Below are 12,529 nucleotides of genomic sequence, written 5' to 3'. Positions count from 1 at the left end.
GGCGGCACTGGTCACGGCCGCGGCGGGCGGGCAGGAGCACCTGGCCGCGCTGCGCACCCGGCTCGAGGGCGACCGGCCCGCCCCGGTGCGCCCGGCGGAGGCCGCCCTGGTCGCGGTGCTCGAGCTCGACGGCCGCGGGGTGGGTGACCCGGAGGCGCGGCCGCTGCGCTCCGCGGTCTACGCGCTGGCCCGCCTCGACCGCGCCCTGCTGGACCTGCTGGACGTGGCCGAGGGCCCGGTGACGGCGCAGCGCGAGGCGTCCGCCTGACCCGGCTGTGCCGATCGGGCCCACCGGCTGTGCCGACCGGGCCTACCGGCCGTGTCGACCCGGCCTAGCGGCCGAGGCCCTCGACGACCTCGGCGCCGGGCAGCGCGGCCAGTACCGACCCGGCCACCACGACCTTGCTGCGCCGCAGCCCCGAGCCGACGACGACCGCCGGGGCGGCCGCGACCGCGGCGTCGAGCAGCAGCCGCCACCCCGCGGGCAGGCCGACCGGGGTGATGCCGCCGTGCTCCATGCCCGTCCGCTCGACCGCCTCGGCCATCGGCAGGAACGAGGCGGACCGCACGTCCAGGGTCCGCTTGACCAGCCCGTTCACGTCCGCCCGGGTCGTGGCGAGGACGACGCACGCGGCCACCCGCTGCTCCCCCGCCCGCTTCCCGCCGACCACGACGCAGTTCGCGCTGGCGGCGAGGTCGACGGAGTAGGCGGCGCAGAACGCGGCCGTGTCGGCCAGGTCGGGGTCGATGGGGGCCACGCCGAGGGTGCCCAGGTCGACCCCGCTGTCGCGGACGGGTGCGGCCAGGAGGTCGGGACGCGACGCGGCGGGCACCACGTCCAGGGTGCCCGCCGCGTCACGCCAGCTCTGCTCGCTCATCCGGGGATCATCCCAGGCCGAACTCCTGCACCAGCGTCCGGTTGAAGGCGGGCAGGTCGTCGGGGTTGCGGCTGCTCACCAGGGTCCAGCCGTTGGCCGGGCACACGAAGACCTCCTCGTCGACCCAGTCCGCCGCGCCGGCGTTCTTCAGGTCGGTGGCCAGGCTGGGCCAGGAGGTGAGCGTCTTGCCGCCGACGACGCCGGCCTCGATGAGGGTCCAGGAGGCGTGGCACACGGCGGCGACCGGCTTGCCGGCCTCGGTGAACTCCTTGACGAACTCGACGGCCGCGCCGTCGAGGCGCAGCGCGTCGGGGTTGGCGACGCCGCCCGGCAGGACGAGGCCGTCGTAGTCGGCGACGTCGGCCTGGCTGACGGTGGTGTCCACGGTGAAGGTGTCCGCGGCGGTGAGGTGGTCGAACGCCTGCACGGTCTCGCCGGCGTCGACGGTGGAGAGCAGCTTCGGGGTGCCACCGGCGTCGAGGACGGCCTGCCACGGCTTCGTCAGCTCGACCTGCTCGATGCCCTCGTGGGCCACCAGGAACGCGATTGTCTTGGTCATGGCTCCGGTCTAGCAGCCCCGGGCGGGGGCGCGCAGCACGGAGCGGGCCGGGTCACCCCCGGTGGGTCACCAGCGGTTGCCCCCGCGCTGGATCTCCTCGACCTTGGGCCGGACGTCGGCCAGGTAGACCAGCACGGCGACCACCGCGATGATGCCGATGAAGTCGACGGCGCCCAGCAGGGCGATGACCGCGGTGGCGCCACCGGTGATGGCGGCCCACTTCCCCTTGGTCAGCTTGTCCGCGACGGTGAACGCCTCGCCGCGCTGCCGGATCGCGTGGACGAAGGCGAACAGCCCGACCGCGACGAACACCCACTGCAGCACGTCGAGGACCAGCACGGCACCCGGCAGCAACATGGGCCCGAGGGTACCCGCAGCGGTGCCCGACCCGCCTGCCCCGGACGCACGCCGGCCCCCGACCGGGTGGGGTCGGGGGCCGGGCGTGCGGTGCGGGTCAGCTGGTCTTCGCGGTCGCCTCGTCCTGGGCGTCCTTGGCGATGTCCTTGACGTCCGCCGCGGTCTTGGAGGCCGTGGGGGCGTTGTCCTTGGCGGTGGAGGCCGCGGACTTGCGGGCCGAGGAGGTCTTCTTGGCGGTGGTCTTGCGCGCCGAGGAGGCCTTCTTGGCGGTCGTGTCGGCCGCCTCCTTCACGTCGGCCTTGGCCGTCGCCTTGGCCGCGCTGGCCTTCTTCGTGGCCGCCTTGCGGGGGTTGTCGCGGGTCGAGCCCTTCGGCGGCGAGGTGCGGTTGGCGGCCTTGCGGCTGACCGAGCGGATCTCGTGGGCGGCGTCCTCGCCGGCCTCGGACACGGCCTCGTTGGCCCGGCCGGTCACGCGCTCGGTGGCGCGGGCCGCGCGCTCGCCGATGGAGCGGGTCTGGCGGGCGATCGTGCCGAGCACGTCGTCGGTGATCTCCTTGGCGTCCTCGCGGGTCGCGTCGACGCGGGAGCGGGTGGCCTCGGCGCGGTCGATGGCCTGCTCGACGCCGGGCTGCTTGCGCAGCCGCTCGACGGCGACCTCGCCGCGCTCGGCCAGGGAGACGTAGATGCTGGCGGCGGCCTGGACGTAGGCCTCGGCGACCTTGCGCAGCTCCTCGGGCTCGAGCTTGGTGCGCAGCTCGTCGATCTCGTTCGGCAGGTCGGTGATCCGCTCGCGGGTCTCCTCGACGCGGTTGCGGGTCTCCCCGACGCGCTCCTCGGCCCGTGCGCGGGCCCCGGAGACGAGGTCGGCGATGGTCTGCAGCGCGTAGTCGCCCGCGCCGATGGCGGCCAGGACCGGGGTCTTGGCCTGGTCGATGGGGTTCGACATGATGTGTCCTCCTCGGACTGTGGTGGTGGTCTGGTGCGTGCGGGGCGCCCGGTGGGCCGGGCCCCCCCGTCAGGGTGTGGAAGCTGGGGTGGTGCTGGTGGCGCCCGGGACGGGCGCGACCGCCGTCTCGGTGGTGTCGGCCGCGCCGGTCGTCGTCGGCGCGTTCTCGCGGCGGAAGGTCTCGTAGATCTCGACGAGGACCTGCTTCTGCCGCTCCGAGATCGACGGGTCGTGGAGCAGCGCGTCGACCACGGGGGTGGCCGGCCTGCGCTCGACGATGCCCGCCTGCTCGTAGAGCACCTCGGCCGAGACGCGCAGCCCCTTGGCGATCTGGGCGAGCACGTCCGCGGACGGCTTGCGCAGCCCGCGCTCGATCTGGCTGAGGTAGGGGTTCGAGACCCCGGTCCGCTTCGCCAGCTGGCGCAGCGAGACCTCGGCGGACTCCCGCTGGGTGCGGATGAACCCCCCGATGTCGTGCACGGCGGTGGTGACGACGGCGCCTGCGGCGACGACGGCCTCCTCCACGGGTGACTCGTCGTGGTCGAGCGGGCCGGCTGCGCCGGCGGTGCTGACCGGGTCGACGGTCGGCTCGTCCCGGCTGCTGCTGTGCTCCGTTGCGGTCATCCGGTCCTCACCTCCTTGGTGTGGATCAACCGTAACAAGGGGTGCTAGCAGCAGCAAGCGGTCTGCTTGCGCTGGTGGGGTGACGTGTGCCACGCAGGGTCACGGCGTGGTGGCGGCCCCGCCGGCGCCGCGTCAGACCAGGAGCTCGCCGACGGAGTAGATGAGCAGGCCGGCGAGCGAGCCGACCACGGTGCCGTTGATGCGGATGAACTGCAGGTCCCGGCCGACCTGCAGCTCGATCTTGCGGCTGGTCTCCTCGGCGTCCCACCGGGCCACGGTGTCGGTGATGACCGACAGGATCTCGTCGTCGTAGTGGGTCACCACGTAGCGCAGCGCGTCCTGCATCCAGCGGTCGACCTTGCCCCGGACGGAGTCGTCGTGGGCCAGCCGGCCGCCCCAGTCGACGATGGCGTCGCGGACGCGGAGCCGCAGCGGGCTCGTCGGGTCCTCGACGGCCTCCAGGATCATGCGGCGGGCGGTGGTCCACGCCGAGCCGACCAGGTTCTGCACGTCGGGGTGCTCGAGCACCTGCGCCTTGACGGCCTCCGCGCGCGCGATGGTGTCCGGGTCGTGCTGCAGGTCGTCGGCGAACTCGGCCAGGAACGTGTCCACGGCCTTGCGCATCGGGTGGCCCTGGTCGTCGCGGACGGCGCGGGCGAAGTCGAGGACCTCCCGGTGCACCCGGTCGGCGAGCATGTCGTCGAGGAAGCGGGGCGACCACGTCGGGGCCTGCTGGCTGACCACCCGCAGCACGGTGTCGTGGTTGGCCAGCGCCCAGTCGTAGGCGCGGTCGCAGACGAGGTCGACCAGCTTGCGGTGCTTGCCGTCGGCGAGGACCTCGGCCAGCAGCGCCCCCAGCGGCGGCCCCCACGGCTGCGCGACGAGGCGGCGCACCAGGGTCTCGTCGAGGAACTCCCGCACGTCCTCGTCGCGCATCACCGTCACCGCACCCCGGACGAGCACCGCGAGCTCGGCGGTGACCCGCTCGGCGTTGGCGGGCTCCGCCGCCCAGGTGCCCAGGCGCTGCGGCACCCGCGCCGCGGCCAGCTTGTCCAGCACCACGGCCGGGGCGAGGAAGTTCGTCCCCACGAACTCGCCCAGGCTGGCGGCGAGCTGGTCCTTCTTGCGCGGGATGATCGCGGTGTGCGGGATCGGGAGCCGCAGCGGGCGGCGGAACAGCGCGGTGACCGCGAACCAGTCCGCGAGGGCGCCGACCATGCCGGCCTCGGCGGTGGCCCGGACGTAGCCGCTCCAGCCCCCGGCGCCGCGCGCCTCGGCGACGCGGGCCACGACGTAGACCACGGCGGCGAGGACCAGGAACCCCGTCGCGACGGTCTTCATCGTCCGCAGGTCGCGACGCTTGGTCGCCTCGTCGGTGCGCAGGTCCACGGGCCCATCCTGCCCGGGACGGGCCCCGCGCCGCCCCACCGCGGCCGTGCCGGGTCCACCCGACGGGCCCGGCCGCGGTGTCGACAGCCGCGCAGTTGTTTGCCTACGATGCAAACATGTTGCTCCGGGTGGACGCGGGGTCCCCCACGCCGCTGGCCGCGCAGATCGCGGCCCAGGTGCGGGGGGCGGTGGCCCGCGGCGAGGTGGTCGCGGGCGAGCGGCTCCCGTCGGCCCGCGAGCTGGGCGCCTCCCTGGAGGTCAACCTGCACACCGTGCTCCGGGCCTACGCCGAGCTCCGCGACGAGGGCCTGCTCGACCTGCGCCGCGGCCGGGGTGCGGTGGTGCGCCGCGGCGTGGACGCGGAGCGGACCCGGCTGCGCGGCCTGGCCCGGCAGTTCGTCGTCGAGGCCCGCCGCCAGGGCCTCGACCTGACCGAGATGACCGCCCTGGTCGAGGAGGTACGCCCGTGAGCACAGCCGTGACCCCGTCCGCCTCCCCGCGCCGGTGGCGCGGGGCCGCCCGGCCCGCGCTGGTCGTCGTGCTGGCCGCGGTGCCCGCGCTCGTCGTCCTCGTGACCCGGCTGGTGTGGTCCGCCGAGCTGCCCGCGCTGCTGCCCACGCACTGGTCGGGCCTGGGCCGGCCGGACGGCTACACCGCACGGGGCACGGTGCTCACCGTGGCGCAGGCCGTCACCGCGGGGGCGGCGGTCGTGGCGGCCGGGGCCGTGCTCGCGCTGCTCGCGACGACGACGCGGGCCGCCCGCTCCCGGGTGCGGGCCACGGCCGTCCTGGCCTGCGTCGTCGGCGGCGTCGGCGCCACCACCGCGGTGACCGTCGTGTGGGCGACGCTCGCCGCGGGCGGCAACCAGGACGCCACCCTCGGTGCGCGCGTCCTGCTGGTGCTCCTCGGCCTCGCCTGGGGGCTGCTGCCCCTGCTGCTGCTGCCCCGCGGGGACGGGCGGGCCCACCACGACGACCCCCCGTCGACGATGGACCTCGGGGACGGCGAGCGGGCCGCCTGGCACACCAGCGTGCACTCCGCCCCGCTGCTGGGGGCGCTGGGCGCGGCGCTCGTGCTGCTGGTGGTCGTCGCGGTCGTGGCCGCGCCGGTCGCCGGGGTGCTCGTCGTCGTGCCGCTGGCCGTGCTGGTGGTGCTGGGGCGGGTCCGGGTCAGCGTGGACCGGCGCGGGCTGCGGGTCCGCGGCGGGCTCGGGGTGCCGCTGCGGACGGTGCCGCCGGCGCGGGTCGCCCGGGCCGACGCCGCCGAGGTCCGCGCTGTCGAGTGGGGCGGTTGGGGGTACCGGGTCGGGCCGGGGCGGGCGGCGCTGGTGCTGCGCTCCGGCCCGGGGCTCGTGGTCGAGCTGACCGACGGCACCCGCTTCGCCGTCACCCTCGACGACGCGGCGACGCCCGCGGCGCTGCTCAACACCCTGGCCGCCGGTGCGGCACGATCCGGGGCATGACCCCCGCGTCCGCGAGCCCCACCCGCACCCTCGGCCTGACCCCGCGGCTGCGGCCGTTCGCCACCACCGTGTTCGCGGAGATGACGGCGCTGGCGGTGGAGCACGACGCGGTGAACCTGGGGCAGGGCTTCCCGGACATCGACGGCCCGGCCGCCATGCTCGAGGCCGCGCGCGACGCCGTCGCCGGCGGGCTGAACCAGTACCCGCCCGGGCCGGGGATGCCGGTGCTGCGCCGGGCGGTGGCCGCCGACCGCGCCGCCCGGTACGGCCAGGAGCTCGACCCGGACACGCAGGTCCTCGTCACCGTCGGTGCCACCGAGGCCGTGGCGGCGGCGCTGCTGGCCTTGGTCGGGCCCGGTGACGAGGTGCTGCTGCTCGACCCCAGCTACGACGCCTACCCCGCCGCGGTCGCCCTGGCCGGGGCCACCGCGGTGCGGGTGCCGCTCGTCCGGGACAGCACGAGCCGTGACGGGGCGCGGCTGGTGGTGGACCTCGACGCCGTGCGGGCCGCGGTGACGCCCCGGACCCGGGTGCTGCTGCTGAACTCCCCGCACAACCCGACGGGCACGGTGCTCACCGATGCCGAGCTGACCGCGCTGGCCGGTCTGGCGCAGGAGGCGGACCTCGTGGTCGTGACCGACGAGGTGTACGAGCACCTGGTCTTCGACGGCCGCACCCACACCCCCGTCGCCACGCTGCCGGGCATGGCCGACCGCACGCTGAGCGTGTCCAGCGCGGCGAAGACGTTCAACGCCACCGGGTGGAAGACGGGCTGGGTGTGCGGGCCCGCCGACCTGGTGGCGGCGGTGCGGGCGGCCAAGCAGTGGATGAGCTTCGTGGGGGCGGCACCGTTCCAGCCCGCGGTGGCGCTCGCGCTGGGCACCGAGCAGGCGTGGGTGGCGGGGCTGCGGGAGTCGCTGCAGGCGGGCCGCGACGCGCTGTCGGCCGCGCTGGCCGACGTCGGGTTCGCGGTGCACCCGAGCGAGGGCACCTACTTCGTCACCGCCGACGCCCGCCCGCTCGGGGTCACCGACGCGACCGCGCTGTGCCGGCGGATGCCCGCGGAGATCGGTGTGGCCGCGGTGCCGGTGGCGGTGTTCGCGGCCGACCCCGGCCCGTGGGCGCGCGAGGTGCGGTTCGCGTTCTGCAAGCGGCCCGACGTGCTGGCCGAGGGGGTGGCCCGGCTGCGACGGCTGCGCCGGGGCTGAACGGGACCTCGCGCCCTGGCTGCAGCAATCACGCACGGACCTACCCTGGGGCGGTGAGCAGCACGCCGGAGCCCCCCGCCCGTCGCGACGACCCCGGTGCGGTGACGCCGCCGTGGGTCAGCGCGGTCACCTCGGCCGCGGCCAGCGCCGCCACCGCGGCCAGCGCCGTGGTCAACGAGACCCGGGCCGCGCGCAACCAGATCGACGGCCGCAAGCGCCGCTGGGACGAGCACAAGCGCGCCCGTCGCGAGGAGTTCGTCGACGGCGCCATCACCGCCATCCGGCGCGAGGGCCCGGGCATCGGCCTGGAGGCCTTCGCCGGGGAGCTCAAGGTCTCCAAGACGGTGCTCTACCGGCACTTCGCGGACAAGAACGACCTCGTCGAGGCGATCCTGACCAAGATCGCGGAGACGGTCCTGCTGCCACCGCTGCTCACCGAGCTGGCCGCGCAGCGCGACGACTACGCCCAGGCCCGCGCCCTGCTCGGTGCCTACGTGCACTCCATCGCCGAGGAGCCCGCGCTGTACGGGTTCGTGTTCGCCAACGGTGCGTCCGGCGGGCAGCAGGTCGTCGCCACCACCGAGCGGGTCGTCGCGGAGGCGCTCGCCTCGCTGGTCGGGGACCGGCTGCGCTCGGAGGGCATGGACTCCGGCGGCGCCCTGCCGTGGGCCTACGGCGTGGTGGGCATGGTGCAGCTGGCCACCCACTGGTGGGTGGACAACCGCACCATGTCGGCCGAGGCGCTCATCGACTACCTGACGATGCTGGCCTGGGGCGGGTTGTCGGGGATCGTCGCCGCCGAGGGCTCGCCGGCCAAGTTCGACCCCACGCCCAGCAGCGACAACGGCCTGCAGCTGCTCGGGACGCCGCTGGAGGACGGCCAGGACGGGCTGCCCGCCGCCGGCCGCGGCGCCTGAGCCGCTCGGTCAGCGGGCGCTCGGTCAGCGGGCGACGACCTTGCCGGGGTTGAGGATCCCCGCCGGGTCGAGCGCCGCCTTCACCGCGCGGTGCATCGCCAGCACCGCCGGGTCGAGCTCGGCGACGAGGCCGTCGCGCTTGAGCAGGCCGATGCCGTGCTCGCCGGTGACGGTGCCGCCGAGGTCGAGGGCGTCGGCGATGATGTCGTCGAACGCGGCCTGCGCCCGCACCCGCGCCGCCGCGTCGTCGGGCGGGGTGATGATCAGCGGGTGCAGGTTGCCGTCGCCGGCGTGGGCGATGTTGGCGATGACCGTGTCGTGCCGGGCAGCCGCCGCCTGCACCCGGGCCAGCATCTCCGGCACGGCCGCCTTGGGCACGCACACGTCCTCGGTGAGCACGGGGCCGAGCCGCTCCACCGCCGGGTAGGCCAGCCGGCGGGCGGCGAACAGCGCGTCGGCCTCGGCCTGGTCGGTGGAGCGCACCGCCCAGCTCGCGCCGGCCTCCTCGAAGCAGCGCAGCATGGTCGCGGCCTCGTGCTCACCCGCCTCGCCGGGGGAGTCGGTGCGGCCGAGCAGCACCACCGCCGCCTCGCCGGACAGGCCCATGTTCTTCCAGTCGTCCACGGCCCGCAGGCACACCTCGTCGACGAGCTCGAGCGCGGACGGGGTGACCCCGGTGGCCCCCAGCGCGGCGACGGCGCGACCGGCGTCGACCACCGAGTCGAAGTAGCCGGCGACGGTCTGCTCGGCGGGGCGCGCGCCGCGCAGCCGGACGGTCACCTCGGTGACGACGCCGAGGGTGCCCTCCGAGCCGACGAGCAGGCCCACCAGGTCGTAGCCGGCGACGCCCTTGGCGGTGCGCCGGCCCACCCGGACCAGCTCCCCGGTGCCGGTGACGACCTGCAGGGCCAGGACGTAGTCGCGGGTGACGCCGTACTTCACGCAGCACAGCCCGCCGGCGTTGGTGGCGACGTTGCCGCCGATCGTCGACCACGGCGAGCTGGCCGGGTCCGGCGGGTACCACAGGCCCTGCTCGGCGCAGACCGCGCGCAGGTCGTCGTTGACCACGCCCGGCTCGACGACGGCGAGCTTCTCGACCGGGTCGATCTCGCGGACCGCGGTCATGAGCTCGGTGGAGAGCACCACGCTGCCCGCCACCGCGTTGGCCCCGCCGGACAGCCCGGTGCCGGCGCCGCGGGGCACCACCGGGGCGCCGTGGCGCAGGCACGCCCGCACCACGGCCTGGACCTCCTCGGCCGTGCGGGCCCGGACCAGCGCGACCGGCGCGGCGTGCGGCGCCCACTCGGCCTGGTCGTGGCGGTAGCCCTCGACGACGTCGGGGTCGGTGACGACGCGGTCCGCGGGCAGCACCGTGCGCAGGTCGTCGAGCAGCGCCGCACCGGGGTCGGTGGGGGCGTCGGCGCGGGGGGCCGTGGTGGTGGTCATCCCTGCACGCTAGCCCCGCGGGCGCGCCCGCTCAGCGCAGCGGACGGCCGTGGGGGTCGGTGCCGGACCCGGTGAGCATGAGCACCCCGTCGACGAGCCCCCACACCACGGTGACCGGCAGCAGGAGGCCGAACGAGAGCACCGTGAGCAGCAGCTGGGCGACGGCGACGCCGACGCTGCCGGTGTAGAACCGGCCCGCGCCGACGCAGCCGAGGGTCAGCTGCAGCACCCCGGCGGGGACGCGCTGCTTGTCCGAGAAGGGCCGGCCGCTGCGGGGGTCGTAGCCGTGGGGTGCGACCACGCCCGGCCAGGGCGCGGCGGGCCACGCGGGCCCGGGCCAGGCGGGGGCCGGGGCCGGCCAGGGCGGCGGGACCGCGGGCAGCCCCCCGGTCGGCGCACCCGGGAACGGGGCCGGCCGGTCGGGGTGCAGCGAGGGCAGGTCCACCACCAGCTCGCGCAGGTCCCCCAGGGTGCGGGCGGTCCACGCCGCGCCCTGCCGGTCCTCGAGCTCGGCCAGGGTCAGCCGACCGGCCGCGTAGTGGCGGCCGAGGTCCTCGCACGTCCGCTCACGGTCCTCGTGACCGGCGCGCAGACGGTCCGACCCGGTCGGTGTGTCCACTTCCGCCACGGTAGTCCGACGCGGACGGGGGTGGTGGGGTTCCCGGCTCAGCCCCGGTCGAGGTAGAGCTGGGCGGCCTCGGTGACCACGGCCGCGACGTCGGCCGCCAGCGGGCCCGGGGTGTCGTCGTCGCGCAGCGCGGTCGACAGCTCGTCGCCGCGCAGGTCGTGGGTGCGCAGCAGGTCCCAGGCGCGGCGGGCCAGGGCCACCGACGTGGGGTGGTCGAGGTCGGGCCGGTGCGAGCGCAGCGCCGTGGCCACCCAGTCGGCGTCGAGCGTGCCCCGCGGCGGCCCGAAGACCCGCTCGCCGGAGCTGTACGGGTCGTCGGCCACGGGGTGAACCTAGCCCCGGCCGCTCAGCGCAGCACCAGGTTGACGATCGCGGTGACGCCGACGACGACGATGACGCCGCGCAGCACCGCGGGCGGCAGCCGCTGGCCCACCCGGGCCCCGAGCAGACCGCCCACCACGCTGCCCGCGGCGAGCAGCCCGACCACGGCCCAGTCGGGGTCGGCGAGCACCACGAACAGCACCGCGGCGACGCCGTTGACCGCGGCCGCGGCGACGTTCTTGACCCCGTTGGCCTGCTGCAGGTCCTCCACCGCGAGGGTGGACAGGATGGCCAGGTAGATCACGCCCTGGGCGGCGCCGAAGTAGCCGCCGTAGAGGCTGGCCAGCAGCATCCCGCCGACGAGCAGGGCGGTGCGGCGCGGGGTGAGCGCGGCCAGCGGGCCCCGGCGGCGCAGCCGGGCGGTGATGCGCGGCTGCACCAGCACCAGCAGCAGGGCCAGCGCGATGAGGACGACCACGACGGTGGTGAAGATGCCGCCGGGCAGCACGAGCAGCAGCACCGCGCCCACGGCCCCGCCGAGCAGGCTGACGGGCAGGACGCGGCGCAGCACCGGGCCCGCCTCGCGGATCCGGTGCCGGTAGCCCCAGGCCCCGGCGAGGCTGCCGGGCAGGATGCCGATGTTGTTGCTGACGTTGGCCGTCACCGGCGGCAGCCCGACGGCGAGCAGAACCGGGAAGGTCACCAGCGAGCCGGAGCCCACCACGGTGTTGATGGTGCCGGCGAAGAGCCCCGCGGCGAGGACGGCGACCGCCTCGAGGACGCTCACCCGACCGTCAGGCTGATCTCGGTGCCGTGGGTCAGGGTGCGCCCGACCGTGCAGCTGGCGTCGACCGCGCGGCGGACGACCTGCTCGAGCCGGGCGCGCTCGGCGTCGTCGAGCCCGGAGAGGTCCACCACGAGCCGCTCGGCCAGCGCGGGGTAGCGCTCGGTGGCCCGGTCGGCGGGGCCGGACACCTCGACCGTGGCCGCGTAGCCGTCCCCGAGGCGGCGGGCCAGCGGGGCGTCGGTGGACAGGCTGGTGCACGCCGCGAGGGCGACCTTGAGCAGCTCGCCGGGGGTGAAGGAGCCGTCCTGCTCCACGGGGCCGACGAGCACCTCCGCACCGCGGGAGGACCGGCCGGTGCAGGTGCGGGTGCCGGTGCGCTCGACCCACAGGCGGGTCTCGGCGGGGGTGGGCTCGTTCGTCTCGGTCACGACGGTGATGCTGCCAGCCCGGTCCGGCGGGGCCTCACCCGGCGGCGTGCACGCTGACCCGGGTGGCGTTGACGGCGGCGTTGCCCGACAGGGTGTCGACCAGTGCGTCGTCGGTGAGCTCGTTGACGTTGACCCCGGGGTGCGCGGCCGCGGTGCGCCACGTGCCCGCGCTCCGGTGGCCCCAGCCGTGCGGGATGCTGAGCACCCCGGGGCGCACCTCGTCGCTGACCTGCAGCGGCAGCTCGACCTCCCCGACGCGGGAGCGCACCCGGACGGCCTGGCCGTCGTGCAGGCCGCGCGCCGCGGCGTCGTCGGGGTGCAGCAGGGCGGTGCAGCGGTCGGCGCCCTTGACCATCGCGGGCACCTGGTGCAGCCAGGAGTTGTTGCTGCGCAGGTGGCGACGGCCGAGGAGCTGCAGGTCGAACCCGTCTGTGGTGGCGGGGCGCGGGCCCAGCGCGGCCGCGGCCGCGAGCAGCTCGGCGGGGGCCAGGTGGACGCGGCGGTCGGGGGTGCGCAGCGCGCCGGGCAGCCGCGGCTCGAGCGGGCCGAGGTCGACCCCGCCCGGGGTGACCCGCACCC

17 protein-coding genes are annotated in these 12,529 nt (G+C 76.1%); 5 read left to right on the top strand and 12 right to left on the bottom strand.

The genetic code is table 11. The features are described 5' to 3' along the window. Nucleotides 1-268: hypothetical protein (locus tag ACYVOF_RS06960; RefSeq protein WP_460865051.1), on the top strand; the 268-nt coding region annotated here is incomplete at its 5' end. 64 nt (nt 269-332) lie between these two features. Here ACYVOF_RS06960 and ACYVOF_RS06955 read toward each other — a convergent pair. The 6 genes from ACYVOF_RS06955 to ACYVOF_RS06930 all read right to left on the bottom strand — a co-directional run bounded on the left by ACYVOF_RS06955 (nt 333) and on the right by ACYVOF_RS06930 (nt 4,705). Next, the gene (locus ACYVOF_RS06955) at nt 333-878 is read right to left on the bottom strand and encodes a YbaK/EbsC family protein (protein ID WP_460865049.1); all 546 of its coding nucleotides are present in this window, start codon (nt 876-878) and stop codon (nt 333-335) included. A 7-nt stretch (nt 879-885) separates the two neighbouring features. Beyond that, nucleotides 886-1,437 carry a type 1 glutamine amidotransferase domain-containing protein gene (locus ACYVOF_RS06950; protein ID WP_460865048.1) on the bottom strand — a complete coding sequence of 184 codons (552 nt, stop codon included), beginning with the start codon at nt 1,435-1,437 and terminating at the stop codon, nt 886-888. Nucleotides 1,438-1,503: 66 nt separating this feature from the next. Further along, nucleotides 1,504-1,794: a DUF2516 family protein gene (locus ACYVOF_RS06945; protein WP_460865047.1), complete on the bottom strand. Its 291-nt coding sequence runs from the start codon at nt 1,792-1,794 to the stop codon at nt 1,504-1,506. A 97-nt stretch (nt 1,795-1,891) separates the two neighbouring features. Next, nucleotides 1,892-2,740, bottom strand: a complete 849-nt coding sequence (locus tag ACYVOF_RS06940) for a heparin-binding hemagglutinin (protein ID WP_460865045.1) — start codon at nt 2,738-2,740, stop codon at nt 1,892-1,894. 69 nt (nt 2,741-2,809) lie between these two features. After that, a complete protein-coding gene (locus ACYVOF_RS06935) occupies nt 2,810-3,364 on the bottom strand; it encodes a helix-turn-helix domain-containing protein (protein ID WP_460865044.1) in 555 nt (184 codons plus the stop codon). Nucleotides 3,365-3,496: 132 nt separating this feature from the next. Continuing rightward, nucleotides 3,497-4,705: a DUF445 domain-containing protein gene (locus ACYVOF_RS06930; protein ID WP_460865054.1), complete on the bottom strand. Its 1,209-nt coding sequence runs from the start codon at nt 4,703-4,705 to the stop codon at nt 3,497-3,499. 164 nt (nt 4,706-4,869) lie between these two features. Here ACYVOF_RS06930 and ACYVOF_RS06925 point away from each other — a divergent pair, with 164 nt between their 5' ends. Genes ACYVOF_RS06925 through ACYVOF_RS06910 form a run of 4 tightly spaced genes read left to right on the top strand, consistent with a single transcriptional unit; the run spans nt 4,870 to nt 8,340 of the window. Beyond that, nucleotides 4,870-5,223, top strand: coding sequence for a GntR family transcriptional regulator (locus ACYVOF_RS06925; protein ID WP_460865042.1), 354 nt, complete (start codon nt 4,870-4,872; stop codon nt 5,221-5,223). After that, nucleotides 5,220-6,215, top strand: a complete 996-nt coding sequence (locus tag ACYVOF_RS06920; RefSeq protein ID WP_460865041.1) for a hypothetical protein — start codon at nt 5,220-5,222, stop codon at nt 6,213-6,215. The genes ACYVOF_RS06925 and ACYVOF_RS06920 overlap by 4 nt, the downstream gene beginning before the upstream one ends. Further along, on the top strand, nt 6,212-7,423 hold the full coding sequence (locus tag ACYVOF_RS06915; RefSeq protein WP_460865038.1) for a pyridoxal phosphate-dependent aminotransferase: 1,212 nt from the start codon (nt 6,212-6,214) through the stop codon (nt 7,421-7,423). The genes ACYVOF_RS06920 and ACYVOF_RS06915 overlap by 4 nt, the downstream gene beginning before the upstream one ends. A 53-nt stretch (nt 7,424-7,476) precedes the next feature. After that, nucleotides 7,477-8,340 (top strand): TetR/AcrR family transcriptional regulator, encoded by an 864-nt coding sequence (locus ACYVOF_RS06910; RefSeq protein ID WP_460865035.1) that lies wholly within the window; start codon nt 7,477-7,479, stop codon nt 8,338-8,340. A 24-nt stretch (nt 8,341-8,364) separates the two neighbouring features. Here the strand turns inward: ACYVOF_RS06910 and ACYVOF_RS06905 are convergent, their stop codons facing one another. From ACYVOF_RS06905 to ACYVOF_RS06880, 6 genes are all read right to left on the bottom strand, one after another. Continuing rightward, on the bottom strand, nt 8,365-9,786 hold the full coding sequence (locus tag ACYVOF_RS06905) for an FAD-binding oxidoreductase (protein ID WP_460865033.1): 1,422 nt from the start codon (nt 9,784-9,786) through the stop codon (nt 8,365-8,367). A 31-nt stretch (nt 9,787-9,817) separates the two neighbouring features. Further along, nucleotides 9,818-10,405: a DUF1707 SHOCT-like domain-containing protein gene (locus ACYVOF_RS06900; RefSeq protein ID WP_460865031.1), complete on the bottom strand. Its 588-nt coding sequence runs from the start codon at nt 10,403-10,405 to the stop codon at nt 9,818-9,820. Between the two features lie 47 nt (nt 10,406-10,452). Next, a complete protein-coding gene (locus tag ACYVOF_RS06895; protein ID WP_460865029.1) occupies nt 10,453-10,737 on the bottom strand; it encodes a hypothetical protein in 285 nt (94 codons plus the stop codon). A 23-nt stretch (nt 10,738-10,760) separates the two neighbouring features. After that, nucleotides 10,761-11,522, bottom strand: coding sequence for a sulfite exporter TauE/SafE family protein (locus tag ACYVOF_RS06890; RefSeq protein ID WP_460865027.1), 762 nt, complete (start codon nt 11,520-11,522; stop codon nt 10,761-10,763). After that, the gene (locus ACYVOF_RS06885; RefSeq protein ID WP_460865052.1) at nt 11,519-11,959 is read right to left on the bottom strand and encodes an OsmC family protein; all 441 of its coding nucleotides are present in this window, start codon (nt 11,957-11,959) and stop codon (nt 11,519-11,521) included. The genes ACYVOF_RS06890 and ACYVOF_RS06885 overlap by 4 nt, the downstream gene beginning before the upstream one ends. A 25-nt stretch (nt 11,960-11,984) precedes the next feature. Beyond that, nucleotides 11,985-12,529, bottom strand: a 545-nt coding sequence (locus ACYVOF_RS06880) for a molybdopterin dinucleotide binding domain-containing protein (protein WP_460865025.1), incomplete at its 5' end; no start/stop codon positions are given.

The organism is Rhodococcus aerolatus, assembly GCF_054783215.1.
This window is presented reverse-complemented; position numbering and strand designations above follow the sequence as displayed.

Coding starts and splice junctions, on each gene's coding strand:
- ACYVOF_RS06955 (WP_460865049.1), bottom strand. CDS start 878: ATGAGCGAGCAGAGCTGGCGTGACGCGGCGGGCACCCTGGACGTGGTG.
- ACYVOF_RS06950 (WP_460865048.1), bottom strand. CDS start 1,437: ATGACCAAGACAATCGCGTTCCTGGTGGCCCACGAGGGCATCGAGCAG.
- ACYVOF_RS06945 (WP_460865047.1), bottom strand. CDS start 1,794: ATGTTGCTGCCGGGTGCCGTGCTGGTCCTCGACGTGCTGCAGTGGGTG.
- ACYVOF_RS06940 (WP_460865045.1), bottom strand. CDS start 2,740: ATGTCGAACCCCATCGACCAGGCCAAGACCCCGGTCCTGGCCGCCATC.
- ACYVOF_RS06935 (WP_460865044.1), bottom strand. CDS start 3,364: ATGACCGCAACGGAGCACAGCAGCAGCCGGGACGAGCCGACCGTCGAC.
- ACYVOF_RS06930 (WP_460865054.1), bottom strand. CDS start 4,705: ATGAAGACCGTCGCGACGGGGTTCCTGGTCCTCGCCGCCGTGGTCTAC.
- ACYVOF_RS06925 (WP_460865042.1), top strand. CDS start 4,870: ATGTTGCTCCGGGTGGACGCGGGGTCCCCCACGCCGCTGGCCGCGCAG.
- ACYVOF_RS06915 (WP_460865038.1), top strand. CDS start 6,212: ATGACCCCCGCGTCCGCGAGCCCCACCCGCACCCTCGGCCTGACCCCG.
- ACYVOF_RS06905 (WP_460865033.1), bottom strand. CDS start 9,786: ATGACCACCACCACGGCCCCCCGCGCCGACGCCCCCACCGACCCCGGT.